This is a genomic window from Hansschlegelia plantiphila (genome assembly GCF_027922265.1).
Lineage (GTDB): Bacteria > Pseudomonadota > Alphaproteobacteria > Rhizobiales > Methylopilaceae > Methylopila > Methylopila plantiphila.
The window spans coordinates 211,887-229,146 of record NZ_BSFI01000021.1 but is presented as its reverse complement, the minus strand read 5'-3'; the positions used below and the strand labels follow the sequence as shown (position 1 = coordinate 229,146).

Annotated in this window: 13 protein-coding genes and 1 pseudogene; 12 read left to right on the top strand and 2 right to left on the bottom strand. The window is 67.7% G+C overall.

The features are described 5' to 3' along the window. The first annotated feature begins 291 nt into the window (after positions 1-291). Both PKE75_RS15465 and msrB read left to right on the top strand, forming a co-directional pair. Positions 292-2,247 (top strand): AI-2E family transporter, encoded by a 1,956-nt coding sequence (locus PKE75_RS15465; protein WP_271169631.1) that lies wholly within the window; start codon positions 292-294, stop codon positions 2,245-2,247. Between the two features lie 76 nt (positions 2,248-2,323). After that, positions 2,324-2,728: a peptide-methionine (R)-S-oxide reductase MsrB gene (gene msrB / locus PKE75_RS15460; RefSeq protein WP_271169643.1), complete on the top strand. Its 405-nt coding sequence runs from the start codon at positions 2,324-2,326 to the stop codon at positions 2,726-2,728. 32 nt (positions 2,729-2,760) lie between these two features. On the opposite strand, the gene PKE75_RS15455 is transcribed toward msrB, so the two are convergent. After that, positions 2,761-3,987, bottom strand: a complete 1,227-nt coding sequence (locus tag PKE75_RS15455) for a PQQ-dependent sugar dehydrogenase (RefSeq protein ID WP_271169630.1) — start codon at positions 3,985-3,987, stop codon at positions 2,761-2,763. A gap of 183 nt (positions 3,988-4,170) precedes the next feature. On the opposite strand from PKE75_RS15455, the pseudogene PKE75_RS15450 reads away from it, so the two are divergent. After that, a pseudogene (locus PKE75_RS15450) lies at positions 4,171-4,569 on the top strand (polysaccharide deacetylase family protein); the annotation flags it as partial. A gap of 288 nt (positions 4,570-4,857) precedes the next feature. Here the strand turns inward: PKE75_RS15450 and PKE75_RS15445 are convergent. Then, positions 4,858-6,210 carry an Nramp family divalent metal transporter gene (locus tag PKE75_RS15445; protein WP_271169629.1) on the bottom strand — a complete coding sequence of 451 codons (1,353 nt, stop codon included), beginning with the start codon at positions 6,208-6,210 and terminating at the stop codon, positions 4,858-4,860. Positions 6,211-6,493: 283 nt separating this feature from the next. Between PKE75_RS15445 and ppdK the strand changes: the two genes are divergently transcribed. The 9 genes from ppdK (at position 6,494) to murI (ending at position 17,185) form a co-directional block, all read left to right on the top strand. Next, positions 6,494-9,193: a pyruvate, phosphate dikinase gene (gene ppdK, locus PKE75_RS15440; protein WP_271169628.1), complete on the top strand. Its 2,700-nt coding sequence runs from the start codon at positions 6,494-6,496 to the stop codon at positions 9,191-9,193. Between the two features lie 200 nt (positions 9,194-9,393). Further along, positions 9,394-10,665, top strand: coding sequence for an ergothioneine biosynthesis protein EgtB (gene egtB, locus PKE75_RS15435; protein ID WP_271169627.1), 1,272 nt, complete (start codon positions 9,394-9,396; stop codon positions 10,663-10,665). Further along, the gene (gene egtD / locus PKE75_RS15430) at positions 10,665-11,615 is read left to right on the top strand and encodes an L-histidine N(alpha)-methyltransferase (RefSeq protein ID WP_271169626.1); all 951 of its coding nucleotides are present in this window, start codon (positions 10,665-10,667) and stop codon (positions 11,613-11,615) included. Before egtB ends, egtD begins: the two co-directional genes overlap by 1 nt. A 107-nt stretch (positions 11,616-11,722) precedes the next feature. After that, complete coding sequence (locus PKE75_RS15425; protein ID WP_271169625.1) at positions 11,723-12,121, top strand: hypothetical protein; 399 nt, start codon at positions 11,723-11,725, stop codon at positions 12,119-12,121. An 83-nt stretch (positions 12,122-12,204) separates the two neighbouring features. After that, positions 12,205-13,155: an ArgK/MeaB family GTPase gene (locus PKE75_RS15420; protein WP_271169624.1), complete on the top strand. Its 951-nt coding sequence runs from the start codon at positions 12,205-12,207 to the stop codon at positions 13,153-13,155. Positions 13,156-13,227: 72 nt separating this feature from the next. After that, positions 13,228-14,661 carry a cell wall hydrolase gene (locus tag PKE75_RS15415; RefSeq protein WP_271169642.1) on the top strand — a complete coding sequence of 478 codons (1,434 nt, stop codon included), beginning with the start codon at positions 13,228-13,230 and terminating at the stop codon, positions 14,659-14,661. A gap of 75 nt (positions 14,662-14,736) precedes the next feature. After that, the gene (locus PKE75_RS15410; RefSeq protein ID WP_271169623.1) at positions 14,737-15,747 is read left to right on the top strand and encodes a P1 family peptidase; all 1,011 of its coding nucleotides are present in this window, start codon (positions 14,737-14,739) and stop codon (positions 15,745-15,747) included. 141 nt (positions 15,748-15,888) lie between these two features. Next, complete coding sequence (locus PKE75_RS15405) at positions 15,889-16,191, top strand: hypothetical protein (protein ID WP_271169622.1); 303 nt, start codon at positions 15,889-15,891, stop codon at positions 16,189-16,191. Between the two features lie 136 nt (positions 16,192-16,327). Next, a complete protein-coding gene (murI, locus tag PKE75_RS15400; protein ID WP_271169621.1) occupies positions 16,328-17,185 on the top strand; it encodes a glutamate racemase in 858 nt (285 codons plus the stop codon). Positions 17,186-17,260: the final 75 nt, after the last annotated feature.

The following is a 17,260-nucleotide window of genomic DNA, read 5'->3' as shown; positions in this document are numbered from 1 at the left end:
TCGCCGCGCGCGGAGCGCCGGGCGACCGACTAACGGAAATGCCCCACGACGGTGGCCCGGCGCTCTGCGCCTTCCCCGTTACGTTCGTGGCGTTGACCAGAGCGAGGACTGAAGCCAGCCGCGGGCGTTAGCCGGCGGCGGCGCAGCCGTGTCCGGCCCCCGAGCCGGGACCAGGACGCACGACGTCATGCTTCCTTCACCAAGCCGCCGGGGCGGCGCGCCGATCCGGAACACCGGGGCGCCCGGCGCGTTCTGGGTATGAGGCGGTCGACGCCCGCAGGGATCATAACAATGCCGGAACCGTCCTCAGCCGAGGTCCGTGGGCCCGACGCGTCGAGCGCGATCGTCAGGGCGGCGTCGGCGGCGATCGTCGGCTGCGTCGTTGTCGCCGTGCTCTATGTCGGCAGCGACGTTCTGATCCCGCTGGCGCTCGCGCTGCTCCTGAGCTTCGTGCTGGCGCCGCTCGTCGGCCGGGCGCGCAAGCTCGGGTTGCCGCGCACCCCTTCGGTGATCATCGTCGCCCTGTTCGCCTTCGCCATCCTGTTGGGACTGTCCGCGATGATCGCGGGCCAGGTCGGCCAGCTCGCGGCGGATCTGCCGCAATATCAGTCCACGATGCGCGAAAAGGCGCAGTCGATCCGCGAGGCGACCGGCGGCAGCCGCACGCTGGAGCGCGCCGGCGACCTGCTGCAGAGCCTGGGGCGCGAACTCAACGCGCCGAGCCCTCAGGGCAGGACGCTCGGCGACGACGGCAAGCCGCTGGCCGACCCGCTCAAGTCCGGCCAGCCGCTGCCGGTCGAGATCCACCAGCCTGCGCCGACGCCGCTGCAGAACATGCAGGCGATCCTCCAGCCGCTCGTGCATCCGCTCGCGATGGCCGGCATCGTCATGGTGTTCGTGATCTTCATTCTGCTGCAGCGCGAGGATCTCAGGAACCGGCTGATGAGCCTCGCGGGCTCCAACGACCTGCAGCGCACAACCGCCGCGCTCGACGACGCGGCGAAGCGGCTGAGCCGGCTGCTGCTCACCCAGGTCGCGGTCAACGCGGCCTTCGGCGTCGCGATCGCCATCGGCCTGTCGCTGATCGGAGTCCCGAGCGCGCCGCTCTGGGGCATTCTGGGCGCGGTGCTGCGCTTCGTGCCCTATATCGGCGCGATCATCGCGGCGATCTGCCCGCTGATCCTCGCAGCCGCCGTCGATCCGGGCTGGACGATGCTGATCTGGACGGCCGTGCTGTTCGCGGTGGTCGAGCCGCTGGTCGGCCACGTGATCGAGCCGGTCGTCTATGGCCGCAGCACCGGTCTGTCGCCGGTCGCGGTGGTGCTCGCTGCGACGTTCTGGACGGTGCTGTGGGGGCCGATCGGCCTTGTTCTGTCGACCCCGCTCACCGTCTGCCTCGTCGTGCTCGGCCGCCATGTCGAGGCGCTCAGGTTCCTCGACACCATGTTCGGCGACCGGCCCTCGCTCACGCCGCCGGAGCTGTTCTACCAGCGCATGCTGGTCGGAGATCCGGCGGAGGCCGCCGAGAAGGCGGAGGAGTTCCTGAAGGAGCGATCGCTCTCGACCTATTACGAGGAGGTTGCGCTGCCCGGCCTGCTGCTTGCGACCCGAGACGCGACGCGCGGCGCGCTCGACGACCGCAGGCTCGCCACCGTGCGCGCCGCGGCTGACGAGCTGGTCGAGGATCTCGACGAGTGGGCCGACGAGGACCCGATGGCCGATCGGATAGGCCAGACGACCGACATGGAGATCGTCGCCGCCGTCGAATCGTCGGACGCGGACGCATCGGCGGCGCCGCTGCCTGTCGCCCCGCCGCCGATGGTCAGGGCGCGCTGCGTCGGCGGCCGCTCTGCGCTCGATCACGCCGCGGCCGGCGTGATGCGGCAGATCCTCGCCAAGCACGGCGTCGAAGCGAGTTTGGAGGACGAGGCCTTCCTGTCGTCGGCGAGCGTGGTCGAGCTCGAGAAGGGCGGCCCGCGGACGATCGTCTGCCTCGCTTTGCTCGACCCGACCGAGGCGCATCTGAGGCTCGCGGTCCGCAGGGCGCGCAGACGGGCGCCCCAGGCGACGGTCCTGGTGGCCTTCTGGTCCGCCGAGGCCGATGCGCTTGCGTCGGGCGCGGCGCGCGCCGGCGCGGACGGACTCGCCCGCAGCCTTTCCGACGTCGTGGCGTTCTGCCTCGGCCGTCCGGACCGGAAGCCGACAGTCGCCGCGGCCGGGCCGGAGCTGCGGCGCGCCGAGGGCTGAGAGTGAGTAAAGCGGCTTCCGGATCATGACGAGAACCGCCGCGGCCCCCATATTGCGCGACGAGGAGGAGCCCGACATGCTCGACGAGACCTACGAAGTCACCCGGACGGACGCCGAATGGCGCGCGATGCTCACGCCCGAGCAATACGCCGTGATGCGTCAGCATGGCACCGAGCGGGCCGGAACCTGCGGTCTGCTGCTGAACGAGAAGAGGCGCGGCGTGTTCGCCTGCGCCGGGTGCGGCCAGACGCTGTTCAGCTCCGGCACAAAGTTCGAGAGCGGCACCGGCTGGCCGAGCTACGGCGCGCCGATTCCGGGCTCGGTCGGCGAGACCGACGACACCAGCTACGGCATGCGCCGCACGGAAGTGCACTGCGCGCGCTGCGGCAGCCACCTCGGCCACGTCTTCCCCGACGGCCCGCCGCCGACCGGCCTGCGCTACTGCATCAACGGCGTGGCGCTGAATTTCGAGCCGGAGTGAGCCTCACCAGCCGGTGGTCGACCGGACCGCCGTCAGCGATCCGCGGGGGCGGAGGGGTCGCCAACATAGCTGACGCGATAGATTGCGCCGTTGTGGTCGTCGGAGACCAGCAGCGAGCCGTCCTTCAGCACCAGCACGTCGACGGGCCGGCCGAGATAGTCGTTGTCCTGCACGAAACCGGTGAGGAACGGCTCGACCGAGACCACCTCGCGACGCTTGTTGAGGAACGCCACGGCGACGTCGGCGTCCTTGCGCTGACGGTTCCACGGCCCGTGCCGGGCGATGAAGATCGCGTCGCGGTATCGTTCCGGGAACATCGTCCCGGCGTAGAACCGCATCCCGAGCGGGGCGGCGTGGGCGCCGAGCAGGGCTGCGGGCTTCTCGAACTCGTCGCAGCTGCGACCGCCGAATTCGGGGTCGGTCATGATGCCGGAATGGCAGTAGGGGAAACCGAAGTTCTGCCCGCGTCTGGCGACGTGGTTCAGTTCGTCAAGCGGCATGTCGTCCGAGATCCAGTCGCGCTGGTTGTCTGTGAACCAGAGGTCGCCGGTCTTCGGATCGAAGTCGAAGCCCACGGTGTTGCGCACGCCCGTCGCGACCGTCTCGACGTTGGTTCCGTCGAGATCCATGCGGAAGATGCGGGCGTGGCGGGCGTCCGGCTGGCAGATGTTGCAGGGCGCGCCGACCGGAAAATAAAGCTTCCCGTCCGGGCCGACCTTCAGGAACTTCCAGCCATGCGGCCCGTCGCCCGGGAATTTGTCGTAGAGCACCGTCGGTTTCGGAGGATCGTCGAGATGATCCTCGATATCGGCGTAACGCAGGATCTGCTTTGGCGTCGCGACATAGAGCGCGCCGCCGTGGAACTCGATCCCGTTCGGTTGGGAGAGGCCGGAGGCGATGACCTTGACCTCGCGACGGTCGCCCTTGTCGAGGATCGCGTAGACCTTGTTCGCGACGAACAGCGAAGAGACGAAGACCGTGCCTTTGTCCCCCTCTCGCATCATCCGCGCGTCGAGGACGTCGGAAGCCCAGGTCTCGACCTTGAACCCCGGCGGCGCGCGCAGCTTCGCGGTCGGAAGCGCGTCGGCGGCCGTCGGCACGGGAAAGGCTGAAACGGGGGCGAGCGAGAAGCCGGGACCGGTCTTCGGCTTACCGACTGACCAGAATTCCTCCGGCTTGTCCGCGCCCCGCGCCGCGTCCGCGCCGACAAGCGCGGCGACGGTCATGATCGTCCAGGCGAGGCTCGCAGCGCTGCGCATTCGATCTCCCTCCGGGCCGCTGCGGCAAGCTAGCGGCGTCGGCCCGCAACGCCAACTCCGGCGCGGACGGCCTTGGTTTCGACGAATTGCCGGCGCTGTGGATCAGATCCCGGACGCTGAAGTGAGTTCGCCGACGTGAGACGCATCGCCTTCGCGCTCGCCTCCTTTTCGCTTGTGATCGCAATGGGCCTGACCGCGGCTGCGACCGAATTCGAGCCCCGCCTGACCATCGCGAAGGCCGATCCGGGCGTCCGCGCCGTCGCGCTGACATTCGACGCCTGTTCCGGCAGGACCGACCAGCGAATACTCGACGCCCTGCTTGAGACGGGGGCCAAGGCGACGATCTTCGTCACCGGCCGCTGGCTGAGAACCAATCCGGAGGCGCTCGCCGTCCTGAAGGCGCATGCCGACCAGTTCGAGATCGAGAACCACGGCGCGCGGCACGTCCCGCTGGTGACCGACGCGCCCGAGGTCTTCAAGGTGAGGTCGGCCGGGTCGATGGAGGCGGTGCGCGCGGAGATCAGCGGCGGCGCCGCGGCGATCGAGGCCGCGACCGGCGCGAAGCCGCGCTGGTTCCGTGGCGCGACCGCCCGCTACACCCGGGACGCCCTCGACGAGCTGAAGGCTGAGGGGTACCAGGTGGCGGGCTATGCGCTGAACGGCGACATGGGCGCCTCGCTTCCGGCGTTCAGCGTCGAGAAGCGGATCGCCGGCGCGAGGTCCGGCGACGTCGTCATCGCCCACATCAACCAGCCGACGCGTCCGTCAGGCCAGGGCGTCGCCGCTGCGATCAGAGCCCTGAAGGCCGCCGGCGTCACCTTCGCGCGGCTCGATCAGGTCGAAACCATCAACGACGACGGGCGGCCGATCTCAGCCCCCCATCATGAAGTCAAACACCAGCTTGCCGTTCAGGATGACGATCACCGCGGCGACCAGAGCAGCGGCGACCGACATCCATCTGGGGGCGACGAACTCGCCCATCTTGGCGCGGCTCGCGGTGAACCAGACCAGCGGGATCACGGCGAAGGGCAGCTGCAGGCTGAGCACGACCTGGCTCAGCACCAGTAGCTTTGCCGTCCCGCTCTCGCCGTAGAGGAGAGTCACGGCGATCGCCGGCACGATCGCGATCGCCCGGGTGATCAGCCGTCGCAGCCATGGCGAAAGCCGGATGCGGAGGAACCCCTCCATCACGACTTGTCCCGCCAAGGTCGCGGTCACGGTCGAATTCAAGCCGCAGCAGAGCAGGGCGACGCCGAACGCGGTCGCGGCCAGCGCCCCGCCGAGAAGCGGACCAAGCAAAGTGTGCGCTTCGCCGAGTTCGGCCACTTCATGGCGTCCGTTCGCATAGAAGGCGGCGGCGGCGAGGATCAGGATGGAGGCGTTGACGACGAAGGCGAAGGACAGCGCCAGCGTCGAATCCGTCACCGCATAGCGGATCGCCTCGCGCTTGCCGGCGGCGTCCCGGCGGTAGCCGCGCGTCTGCACAATCGAGGAATGCAAATAGAGATTATGCGGCATCACCGTCGCGCCGACGATGCCCAGCGCGATGTAGAGCATCGCCGGATTGGTGACGAGCTCGGTGGTCGGGGCGAGGCCGCGGATGACGGCGCCGAAATCCGGGTCCGCCATGGCGAGCTGAATCGCGAAGCAGGCGGCGATCACCATCAGCAAGGCGATGATGAAGGCCTCAACCCAGCGGAATCCGACCCTCTGCAGCATCAGCACGAGGAAGACGTCGAGCGCCGTCAGCACGACGCCGATCTCGAGCGGCAGACCGAAGATCAGATTGAGGCCGATCGCCGTGCCGATGACTTCCGCGACGTCGGTCGCGCAGATCGCCGCCTCCGCGAGCAGCCAGAGCGGGAACGAGACCGCCTTCGGGAACGCGTCGCGGGAGGCCTGGGCGAGGTCGCGGCCGGTCGCGATCCCAAGACGGGCGCAGAGCGCCTGCAGCAGCATCGCCATCAGGCTGGACATCGCGATGACGGCCATCAGCGCGTAGCCGAACTGCGAGCCTCCGGCGAGCGAGGTCGCCCAGTTGCCGGGGTCCATGTAGCCCACGGCGATCAGATAGCCCGGTCCGATGAAGGCGAGCAGGCGGCGGAGCTTCGAACGTCCGGTTACAGAGACCGAGCCATTGACCTCCGCGAGCGAGGCGTCGCCTGGGCCGTTGCGCCATCCACTGAACGGCGTGGATCGCGGCTCTTGGGCGACGTCGCTCATATGCCGGGCTCGCCTTTTCTCGTCGCTGTGGAATTCGGAACGCTTATAATAATCGTTCGCAGGAGACGTTTTTGCAAGTAGGTCGCAAAAGCAATTTTGCAGATGCGAAGCCTGGGCTTCGATCGCGGCTGCAGGCGCGACGGCTCGAAACGCCGCGCCGATCGCCCAGTTATGTCTCGGAGCGGCTTGTCAGCGAGCGAGCGCCGTGCCACCTCGGATCGCGTCTGGACCTGTCCTTCGCAGATGCGAGAAGCTTCTGAGAGAATTCGAGGAGACGTGCGCGATGACCAAGTGGGTTCTCACATTCGGCGACGGCCATGCGGAAGGGCGCGCCGAAATGCGCGACCTGCTTGGCGGTAAAGGAGCGAACCTCGCGGAGATGGCGAATATCGGCCTGCCGGTGCCGCCGGGCTTCACCATCACCACCGAGGTCTGCACGCATTTCTACGCCAACGCGCACGCCTATCCCGCTGAACTCGAAGCTCAGGTCGCGGACGGGCTGAAGCATATCGAAGCGATCACCGGCCGCCGTTTCGGCGACGAGGCGAACCCGTTGCTGGTATCGGTGCGTTCCGGCTCCCGCGCCTCGATGCCCGGGATGATGGACACGATCCTCAACCTCGGGCTGAACGACCGGACAGTCGAAGGACTTGCGGTCGAGGCGGACGATCGCCGGTTCGCCTATGACAGCTACCGCCGCTTCATCCAGATGTACTCGAACGTCGTGCTCGGTATCGGCCACGACCTGTTCGAGGACATCCTGGAGACCGCGAAGGAGAAGAAGGGCGTCGTCGAGGATGTCGAGCTCGACGCCGGCGACCTCACGAAGATCGTCTTGGCCTACAAGGCCAAGGTGGAGGCCGAGAGCGGCGCGCCCTTCCCGCAGGACCCGCTCGCACAGCTCTGGGGCGCGATCGGCGCGGTGTTCTCCTCGTGGATGAACCCACGCGCGATCACCTATCGTCGCCTGAACGCCATTCCCGAAAGCTGGGGCACGGCTGTCAACGTGCAGGCGATGGTGTTCGGCAACATGGGCGACACCTCCGCCACCGGCGTCGCCTTCACGCGCGATCCCTCGACTGGCGAGAAGAGCCTCTACGGCGAATTCCTGGTGAACGCTCAAGGGGAGGACGTCGTCGCGGGCATTCGCACCCCGCAGCCGATCACCGAAGCTGCGCGGCAGGCGGGGCAGGTCCGCGCGCCGTCGCTTGAGACCCGCATGCCCGACGTGTTCAAAGAATTCGTGGGGGTCGCGACGGCGCTCGAACGTCACTATCGCGACATGCAGGACCTCGAATTCACCGTTGAGCGCGGCAAGCTCTGGATGCTTCAGGCCCGCAACGGCAAGCGCACCACGAAGGCTGCGCTTAAAGTCGCCGTCGACCTCGTCAACGAGGGGGTTCTGAGCAAGGAAGAGGCCATCGAGCGCATCGATCCGGCGTCCCTCGATCAGTTGCTTCATCCGACGATCGACCCGAAGGCCGAGCGAAAGATCATCGCGAGCGGCCTGCCGGCTTCGCCCGGCGCGGCCCAGGGCGAGATCGTGTTTTCCTCGGAGGCCGCCGAAGAGGCGGTCGCCGGCGAGAACAGCGCAAAGAAGGTCATACTTGTCCGGACGGAGACCTCGCCGGAGGACATCCACGGCATGCACGTGGCCGCCGGCATCCTGACGACCCGCGGCGGCATGACGAGCCACGCCGCCGTCGTCGCGCGCGGGATGGGCAAGCCCTGCGTCTCCGGCGCCGGCTCGCTCCGCATCGACGAGAAGAAGGGCACGCTCACGATCGGCGGTCGCGTCTACAAAGCCGGCGACGTCATCACCATCGACGGCTCCGCAGGGCAGGTGCTCGACGGCGCCGTTGCAATGGTCGAGCCGGAACTGTCCGGGGATTTCGCGACCCTGATGAACTGGGCCGATGGGATCCGCCGCATGAAGGTCCGCGCCAACGCGGAGACGCCGGAAGACGCCCGCGCCGCCCGCGGCTTCGGAGCGGAAGGCATCGGTCTGTCGCGCACGGAGCACATGTTCTTCGACGAGCGCCGCATCGTCGCCGTGCGCGAGATGATCCTGGCCGACGACGAGGCGGGCCGGCGCAAGGCGCTCGACAAGCTGCTGCCGTACCAGCGCTCGGACTTCCGCGAGTTGTTCGAGATCATGAAGGGCCTGCCCGTCACGATCCGCCTGCTCGACCCGCCGCTGCACGAGTTCCTGCCGCACGGCGACGAGGCCGTGGCCGAGGTTGCCGCGGCGATGGGGATCGACGCCGAGAAGCTGCGCGGCCGCGCAGAGGCGCTGCACGAGTTCAACCCGATGCTCGGCTTCCGAGGCTGTCGCCTTGCGATCGCGTTCCCCGAGATCGCGGAGATGCAGGCGCGCGCGATCTTCGAGGCGGCCGTCGAGGCCGGCAAGGCGACCGGCGCCCCGGTCACCTGCGAAGTCATGGTGCCGCTGGTCGTCGGCCGGGCCGACTTCGACTTCGTCAAGGCGCGCATCGACGCCGTCGCGAAGGAGATCGAGACCGAGAGCGGCGAGACGCTCTCCTATCAGGTCGGCACCATGATCGAGCTGCCGCGGGCCGCCCTGATGGCCGGCGAGATCGCGGAGACGGCCGAGTTCTTCTCCTTCGGCACCAACGACCTGACGCAGACCGCGCTCGGCATCAGCCGCGACGACGCCGCTCCCTTCCTCGGCCCCTATGTCGCGAAAGGGCTGCTGGCTCACGACCCGTTCGTGACGATCGACCGTGAAGGCGTGGGCGAACTGGTTGCGATCGGCTGCGAGCGCGGGCGTGCGACGCGGCCTAACATCAAACTCGGGATTTGCGGAGAGCATGGCGGCGACCCCGCGTCGATCGCCTTCTGCGAAGAGGTCGGGCTCGACTATGTGTCCTGCTCGCCGTTCCGCGTGCCGATCGCCCGCCTTGCGGCCGCCCAGGCGGCGATCAGGCGCATGAAGGCGGAGCGGACCAAGACGGCCGCCTGACGCTTGCGCCAACGCAACCGGCGAAGCCCCTCGCGCCTGCTTGTCCGCGGCGCGAGGCTGGCCATGTGACTCTGCTCACGCGGAACTTCGCATCCGACGGGGTGTTTTCTACGCATCGAGCGCGCGGGCCATCCGTTCCGCGCCTCGCCGCGTAACGAATGCGTCGTCTCGAACGAAGTCGAGCGATCGAAGGAGTCCTCATGACAGGCAATCCGGTTCGCCTGGCCCGCCAGTCCTCGACGCTTTCCCAGCGCTACAGTTCGGTTCGCGGCCACAGCAGGAAGCTTGCGGGTCCTCTGTCCGACGCCGACGCGACCGCTCAGTCGATGGCGGACGCGAGTCCGGCCAAATGGCACCTCGCGCACACAACCTGGTTCTTTGAGACCATGGTTCTGAAGCCGAACGCGCCCGGCTATCGCGTGTTCGACGAGACCTTCAATTTCCTGTTCAACTCCTATTACGAGACCATCGGCGCAAGGCATCCGCGGCCGAAACGGGGGCTGCTGACCCGGCCGTCGCTCGACGCGATTCTGGCTTTCCGCGCGCATGTCGACGTGGCGATGGAGGCGCTGATCGCTGACGGCCCTGATCGGGCGCTCGCTGACCTGATCGAGCTCGGCTGTCACCACGAACAGCAGCATCAAGAGCTTTTGCTCACCGACATCCTGCATCTCTTCGCTCAAAGTCCGGTGCGGCCGGCCTACCGCGATCCGGAGCCGGTCGCCGTGGCGGATGATCCGGGCGATGCGGACTACGTCGCCTTCGAGGGTGGTCTCATCGAGATCGGACATGACGGCGCGGGCTTCGCCTTCGATTGCGAGGGGCCGCGTCACAAGACGTATGTCCGTCCGTTCCGCATCGCCGATCGGCTTGTGACGAACCGCGAATGGATGGCCTTCATGACCGACGGGGGATATCGCGATCCGCTGCTCTGGCTGGCCGACGGCTGGGGTCAGATCCTCGAGCATCGCTGGACGGCGCCGCTTTACTGGGAGGATCGCGACGGCGCGTGGTGGAGCATGACGCTGCGCGGCATGCAGCCCGTCGATCCTTCGGCGCCCGTCACTCATGTCAGCTATTTTGAAGCCGACGCCTTCGCGAGTTGGGCCGGCAAACGGCTGCCGACCGAGGCGGAATGGGAGCTCGCTTCGGCCGATGTTCCCGTTGACGGCACGTTCGCAGGCGGTGGGCGCTTGCGGCCCAGGCCAGCGGGACCCCCGACGGGCGGACCTCGTCAGATGTTCGGCGACGTCTGGGAATGGACGCGCAGTCCGTTCACGCCCTATCCCGGCTTCAAGATCGCCGAAGGGGCCGTCGGCGAATACAACGGCAAGTTCATGTGCGGTCAATTTGTGCTGCGCGGCGGTTCGTGCGCGACGCCGGACGATCATGTCCGAGCCACCTACCGGAACTTCTTCCAACCCGACAAGCGCTGGCAATTCTCCGGCCTTCGCCTCGCCGAGGATGCGTGATGCTTGAGCGTGTTGATTTCCGATCCGCCCAGCGTGAAGCGTTTCGTTCGGACGTTCTGGAAGGGCTCGGCGCGGAGCGCAAGACGCTGCCGTGCCGCTGGCTCTATGACGACCGCGGCTCGGAGCTTTTCGAGGAGATCACGGCGCTTCCGGAATATTATCCGACGCGCACGGAGACCGCGATCCTGCAGGACAAAGCAGGCGCTATCGCTGCGTTTTGCGGACCGCGGGCGGTGCTGGTCGAGTATGGCGCCGGGGCCGGCGTGAAGACGGAGATACTGCTCGGCGCGCTCGAGAACCCTGCGCTTTATGTGCCGGTCGACATCGCAGGCGACTTTCTCGCGATCTCCGCCGAACGGATCGAGCGGCGTTTTCCCTATATCGAAATCCGCCCCGTGGTCGCTGACTTCACCGACGATTTCGATCTGCCGGCGGACCTGCCGAGGCTGACGCCGCGGGTCGCGTTCTTTCCCGGCTCGACCGTCGGCAATCTCGACCCTCTGGACGCGATCGCTTTCCTCAAACGCGTGCGCGGCCATGTCGGCGAGACCGGCAAGGCGGTGATCGGCGTCGATCTGAAAAAGGACGTCTCGACGCTGCTGCGCGCCTATGACGACGCGGCGGGAATTACGGCGGCGTTCAACCTCAACCTGCTCGAGCGCATCAATACGGAGCTTGGCGGCGACTTCGACATGGGGGGATTCGCTCATGAGGCGCGCTGGAACGCCGAGCGTTCTGCGGTCGAGATGCATCTCGTCAGCCGAAAGGCCCAGTCCGTCGCCATCGACCACCGGCGCTTTGATTTCGCAGCCGGCGAGACGATCCACACAGAGAGCTCGCGCAAATACTCTCATTCCGAATTCCGCGGGCTGGCGGAAGCCGCGGGCTGGCGCGTCGGGGATGTGTGGACCGACGCCGACGACCTGTTTGCTGTTATCGGCCTGACTTGAGCGCTTCCCCGACGGACGACTGGGGTCGCAATGGTCGACCTCTCGCGATAATAAAAAACATAAGCGCGGCGTTCCGACGGCGCATCTGGTTTTGGAGGACAGTCCCCATGCGTCGTCTCATTCTCGCAGCGACCGCCGCCTCGTTTATCGCCGCGATCCCGTCGGCTTACGCTCAGGGAAACGACGGTGCTGGGCAAGCGCCCGATCCTGCGCAGTCCAAGGCGATCGATGAGGCTTACATCGCGGCGTGCTCGCCGAAAGCTCCGAAGGAGCTTTGCTCCTGCCTCGTCGCGGTGGCCGACATGCACATCAACGACGTCACCGAGCGGCAGATTTTTTACGCTTACACGGTGGGCGACTACGAGACGGCGCGGTCGCAGCGGGCTGCGATCGACCCCGATCGCAACATGAAGTTCAACATCGCGCTCCAGAACGCCGAGACGATGGTCCATAACGAGTGCGACAAGTTTCGGCCTCGGACGCCGGCGCCGCAAAAGCCGCAGTAAGACAGACGAAGGCGCCGTCGCGCCGAAACCCGGAACGTGCGAGATGAGCGCCTGAACCGACGCCTCCCGCACCGGATTCGAGCTTGAGCGCCACTTCGTTTCCAGACCTCGAATCGTTGCGCGGAGCCGGCAAGGCGGCCTTGGCGCGAGCGTTGGCCCAGCTTGAGCGCGCAGCCGGAACGCCAGAGGCGGCGCGTCTTCTCGACGCCGCCGCCGCCGAGCCGAAGGGCGAGGTTCTCGGTCTCACCGGACCGCCGGGCGTCGGCAAGTCCACGCTGACCGGAGCGCTGGTCCGGGCTATGAGGGCGAATGGACTGAGTGTCGGCGTCGTCGCCGTCGACCCGTCGTCGATGCGATCGGGCGGAGCGCTGCTCGGGGACCGCGCCCGCATTCCCACCGACCCCGAAGACACGGGCGTTTTCGTGCGCTCCTACGCCGCCCGCGACCGGCTCGGCGGCCTGTCCGATCTTGCATTCGGCGCCGCCATCCTGATGCGCGCGCTGTTCGACCGGGTGATCGTCGAGACTGTGGGCGTCGGCCAGTCCGAGGCGGACGTCGCGATCGTCGGCGACACCGTGCTGCTGGCGGTGCAGCCGGCGTCCGGCGACGCGCTGCAGTTCATCAAGGCGGGCGTCATGGAGTTGCCTGACGTCGTCGTGGTGACCAAGGCGGACCTCGGCGTCCCCGCCCGCCGCGCGCGGGACGACCTCGAAAGCGCCCTGTCGCTCGCGGCCGCGGCCGATCCGGACTGGGAGGTCCCCGTCACGCTGGTGTCGGCTGACACCGGCGAGGGACTCGATGCGCTTTGGAGCCATCTGTCCGCCCACTCCGCGTTCCTCGGGGAGGGCGACAGGCTGGAACGTCGCCGTCGCGCGCAGTCCGAGGCGCGGCTTGACGCGGCGCTTAAAGGCCGCTTCGGAACCGAAGGCGCGCGCGCCGCCCACGACGTTCTCTCCGGCTTCGCCGGCGGCCCGTTCGCACGAGAGGCCGAAGCCGCTCGTGTGTTGAGAGGCCGGCTCCGCCCCATACAGTGATCCCCCGTTAACCGCTCATCAAGGTTAAGAGCCGAAAACCATACGGCGTTTCGGTTCGGGGTGCGTGGAGTGATGGGGCGAGTAGGACAGGGCGCGCGCCCGCTGAAGCGCCACAAAGGCCGCCGTGCGCGGCCCGCGCTCAGGCTGCTTCTGGCGGCGGCCGTCGTTCCGTTCGCCACCACCTCGATCGCCCGCCAGGACGCGTTCAGTCTGCTGCCGCAATCCGCCGAGCAACGCGAGGACGGGCGCGGCCATTATCTTGCGATGGTCGCCCGTCCGATGGAGCTCGCCTCGCTGGAGGCGGCCGATCTGTTCGGATCGGGCCGCGGGCCGATGGTCGCGCCCGATCCGCTGGCAGGCGGCGAAAGCCTCATGGTGCTCGACCTGCCGGAACCCAAGCCGGAAAGCGGCTCGAAGGCGGAGACGCCGGCGCCCTTCGTCGACCGGACGCTGAAGGGGGACCGGCGGCCGATCGCGGCCCCTGTCCACACCCATGCCGCGCCGCATGTTGCGCTTCGCGCCGATCCTTTCGCGGCCCTGCCGAGCCTCGCGTTGGCGATGAAGCTGGACCTGACGGGGCTGAACGCGCTGCCTGCGATCGGCGCCGCAATCGCTGACCTGCATGACGCGGCGGGGGATGGCGCCCACGCACGCCCGGCGCCGGCCTCGCCGGCCTCGATCCCTGTCGCCGGCCTGACCACGCCGAAGCCGGCGCCGCCCGCGGTCGACGGCGGCGCTGCAAGCGAACAGCTTTCTGCGGACGCCGGCTCCACCAGCGTGCCGATGATCCCGCGCGAAGCGGGGCCGAACCATGACGGCTCGACCCCCTCCGTGGCGGCCCTTGCCGGTGGGGACATGCCGCATACGACGACGCCGCCAGGCGAGACGCCGCTGGCGGTCGCGGCGCTTCCGGTCTCCGGTTTCGCGGCGCGCGTGCCGGGCGACGAGCGCCGCGGCGTTCATGTCGCCCTTACGCCCTCGCACCGCGCGGTGTCGGAAGGCGAGACGATCGCGTCGCGCGAAGATCTGACAGGCGACGGATCGGTCGAAACCCGGCTGTCGCATCGCGTCTACATCCCGGAAGCGGAACTGGCGAAGGCCGAGCAGTGCCTCGCCGAGGCGGTCTATTTCGAGGCGCGTGGCGAACCCGTTAAGGGTCAGTACGCCGTGGCGCAGGTGATCATGAACCGCGTGCGGTCGGGCTTTTACCCCTCGGACGTCTGTGGCGTCGTCTATCAGAACAAGAACCGGCGCAACGCATGCCAGTTCTCCTTCGCCTGCGACCGCATCCCGGACCGGGTGACCAACCTCCACGCCTGGCGCATCGCGACCGGCGTCGCCCGCGACGTCGCCCAGAACGGGGCCTGGCTGCCGGAAGTCGGCGACAGCACGCATTATCACGCGACCTATGTCCGGCCGCGCTGGATCCGGGATATGGTCAAGGAAGACAAGATCGGGCGGCACATCTTCTATCGTGTCCGCTGGCGGCCGCCGCTGGACGCCTGACCGCATTTCGATCTATCGGGGACAAAGCCGGGGCGCGGCGCCTCGGATCGCCCGGGTCGTCAACGCGAGGTTCACATGCGCCTTCGCGCCGGTCCGAGAAACAGCATCACCGACGTCTCCGGCGTGCTCGTCGGCCACGCGGACGACGGGCGGTTAGCGTCCGGCGTCACCGCCATCGTGTTCGAACAACCCACGGTCGCGTCGGTCGACGTGCGCGGCGGAGGGCCGGGGACGCGCGAGACCGACCTGCTGCTGCCCGAGCGCACCGTCCAGGCGATCGACGCCATCTGCCTTTCCGGAGGCTCCGCTTTCGGTCTCGACGCCGCGTCGGGCGTTATGGCCGCTCTGGCTGAGGCGGGCAGGGGCTTTCAGGTCGGCTCCGCCCGCGTTCCGATCGTTCCTGCGGCGATCCTGTTCGACCTGCTCAACGGCGGCGACAAGGAGTGGGGGCGGTTCCCGCCTTATCGCGACCTTGGCCATACCGCCGCATCGGCGGCGTCGCACGACTTCGCCCTCGGCAGCGTCGGCGCCGGCCTCGGCGCGCGAACGGCGAACCTGAAGGGAGGCCTCGGCTCGGCGTCGAGCGCGGTCGAGGAACTTGGCGTCACGGTCGGCGCGCTCGCGGTCGTCAACGCGCTGGGGTCGGCCACAGTGGGAGACGGACGGCATTTCTGGGCGGCGCCGTTCGAGCTTGAGTCCGAGTTCGGCGGGATCGGTCCGGCGGCCGACGTCTCTCAGGACGCATGGTTCCCGGCGTCGAAACCAATGGCGGGAGGCCACACCACCATCGCCATGGTCGCGACGGATGCGGCGCTCACCAAGACGGAGGCGCGGTCGCTCGCCGTCATGGCGCAGAACGGGCTCGCCCGCGCGCTCGTGCCCTGTCACACGCCGCTCGACGGCGACGTCGTCTTCGCCGCCGCGACGGGCCACGCCGAACTATCGGGAGAGCGCGTCACGGCGCTTACGTGGCTTGGCCATATCGCTGCGTTGACGCTCTCGCGCGCAGTGGCGCGAGGCGTCTATGAGGCCGCAGGAACGACGCCCGGAGCACAGCCGAGTTGGAAGGGACTGTTCGGAAGTTGACGCAGTCCCGTCGAAAGGTCTGAAAAACCTAAAGATCATCAACAAGGCGCTGTCAGAGAAAGTCACGATCTCGCGTGCACGGGAACATCTTCCCGGTATGTGAGTTCTCCTTTTACCAAAAACAAAAGGAGGATCTCACCCATGCGGAAGGCCATTCTCGCAATTGCAGCCACCATGCTTATGGTGGGCGGCGCTTATGCTCAGGATACGAAGTCAGACGTGGACAAGGGCGCGACTTCTGCGCCTCACGGCGACGCCAAGCCGACCTCGCCTGGCACGACCGGGGCGATGAACAACAGCGCCGGCGGCGTCGCGACCAGTCCTCAGGACACGCAGATGCAGCAGTCGGGCAAGTCCACCGCGACGGAGGGCGGCGCCGCAATTCCGGGCGCGTCGACGAAGGATCCCAACAAGAGCTCCAAGGAAAACCAGACGGGTCAGTAACGCCTCACCGTCAGCTCTGCATTTCAGCCGCTCGCGACATTGTCGCGGGCGGTTTTCTGCGTGGATCTCGCCACGATTCGGTAACCATCCAGGGGTTCAATCGTTCTGAAGGCGGATGACGGTGAGAAGGCTGGACATGGGCGTCGATCTGTTTGCGGGACTGGCCAACGCGGCGATGCCGCGGCTCGAGCGCGCGCCGAAAATCCTCGTCTTCGACTCGGGCCTTGGCGGCCTCACCGTTCTCGCAGCCCTGGATGTCGCGCTTCCGGGCGCCGATTACGTCTACGCAGCAGATGACGCCGCATTCCCTTACGGCTCTCTCGATGACCAACGGCTCGTGGCGCGGGTCGTTGCGGTGATGGAGCGTCTGATCGCGCGCGAAACGCCGGACCTTGTCGTGGTCGCCTGCAATACAGCCTCCACCCTGGCGTTGCCCGCTCTTCGGACCCGATTTGCTCTGCCCTTCGTCGGTACGGTGCCGGCCGTGAAGCCAGCCGTCGCCGCGACCAAGTCCGGCCTTGTGACGATTCTCGCCACAGCAGGCACCGTTCGCCGCGAGCACACGCGCGCGATGATCGACGCTTTCGCCGGAGAGGCCGAGGTCACGCTGGTCGGCGCGCCGAACCTTGCGGGCTACGCTGAGGCGGAGCTTCGCGGATCGCCTGCGGAGGACGCCGAGCTCGCAGCGGAGATCGCGCCGTGCTTCGTGGAGAGAGATGGACGGCGGACCGACGCCGTCGCGCTGGCTTGCACGCATTTTCCCCTTCTGATGGACCGCTTCCGATCGATCGCCCCCTGGGAGGTCAAGTGGATAGATCCGGCGCCGGCCGTGGCGCGACGCGTCGCGGCGCTGGTGGGGGACGCTCCAATGGGCGAGCATGGCGCGCAGCGGGCGCTCTTCACGTCCGATCGCGCGCTTCCGAAGGCTCTCGTTGAGGCTCTGGCGGCGCGCGGCGTCACCGAAGTCGAGCGTTGCTTGTTCGCGCTCGACTGACAGCGCTCTAGCTACGTCTTCAGGATGACATGATCCTGCGGTGTCTTTTCTTAAACGCGTTGTGAGCCGGCGCGC

Coding starts and splice junctions, on each gene's coding strand:
- PKE75_RS15465 (WP_271169631.1), top strand. CDS start 292: ATGCCGGAACCGTCCTCAGCCGAGGTCCGTGGGCCCGACGCGTCGAGC.
- msrB (WP_271169643.1), top strand. CDS start 2,324: ATGCTCGACGAGACCTACGAAGTCACCCGGACGGACGCCGAATGGCGC.
- PKE75_RS15455 (WP_271169630.1), bottom strand. CDS start 3,987: ATGCGCAGCGCTGCGAGCCTCGCCTGGACGATCATGACCGTCGCCGCG.
- PKE75_RS15445 (WP_271169629.1), bottom strand. CDS start 6,210: ATGAGCGACGTCGCCCAAGAGCCGCGATCCACGCCGTTCAGTGGATGG.
- ppdK (WP_271169628.1), top strand. CDS start 6,494: ATGACCAAGTGGGTTCTCACATTCGGCGACGGCCATGCGGAAGGGCGC.
- egtB (WP_271169627.1), top strand. CDS start 9,394: ATGACAGGCAATCCGGTTCGCCTGGCCCGCCAGTCCTCGACGCTTTCC.
- egtD (WP_271169626.1), top strand. CDS start 10,665: ATGCTTGAGCGTGTTGATTTCCGATCCGCCCAGCGTGAAGCGTTTCGT.
- PKE75_RS15425 (WP_271169625.1), top strand. CDS start 11,723: ATGCGTCGTCTCATTCTCGCAGCGACCGCCGCCTCGTTTATCGCCGCG.
- PKE75_RS15415 (WP_271169642.1), top strand. CDS start 13,228: ATGGGGCGAGTAGGACAGGGCGCGCGCCCGCTGAAGCGCCACAAAGGC.
- PKE75_RS15410 (WP_271169623.1), top strand. CDS start 14,737: ATGCGCCTTCGCGCCGGTCCGAGAAACAGCATCACCGACGTCTCCGGC.
- PKE75_RS15405 (WP_271169622.1), top strand. CDS start 15,889: ATGCGGAAGGCCATTCTCGCAATTGCAGCCACCATGCTTATGGTGGGC.
- murI (WP_271169621.1), top strand. CDS start 16,328: ATGGGCGTCGATCTGTTTGCGGGACTGGCCAACGCGGCGATGCCGCGG.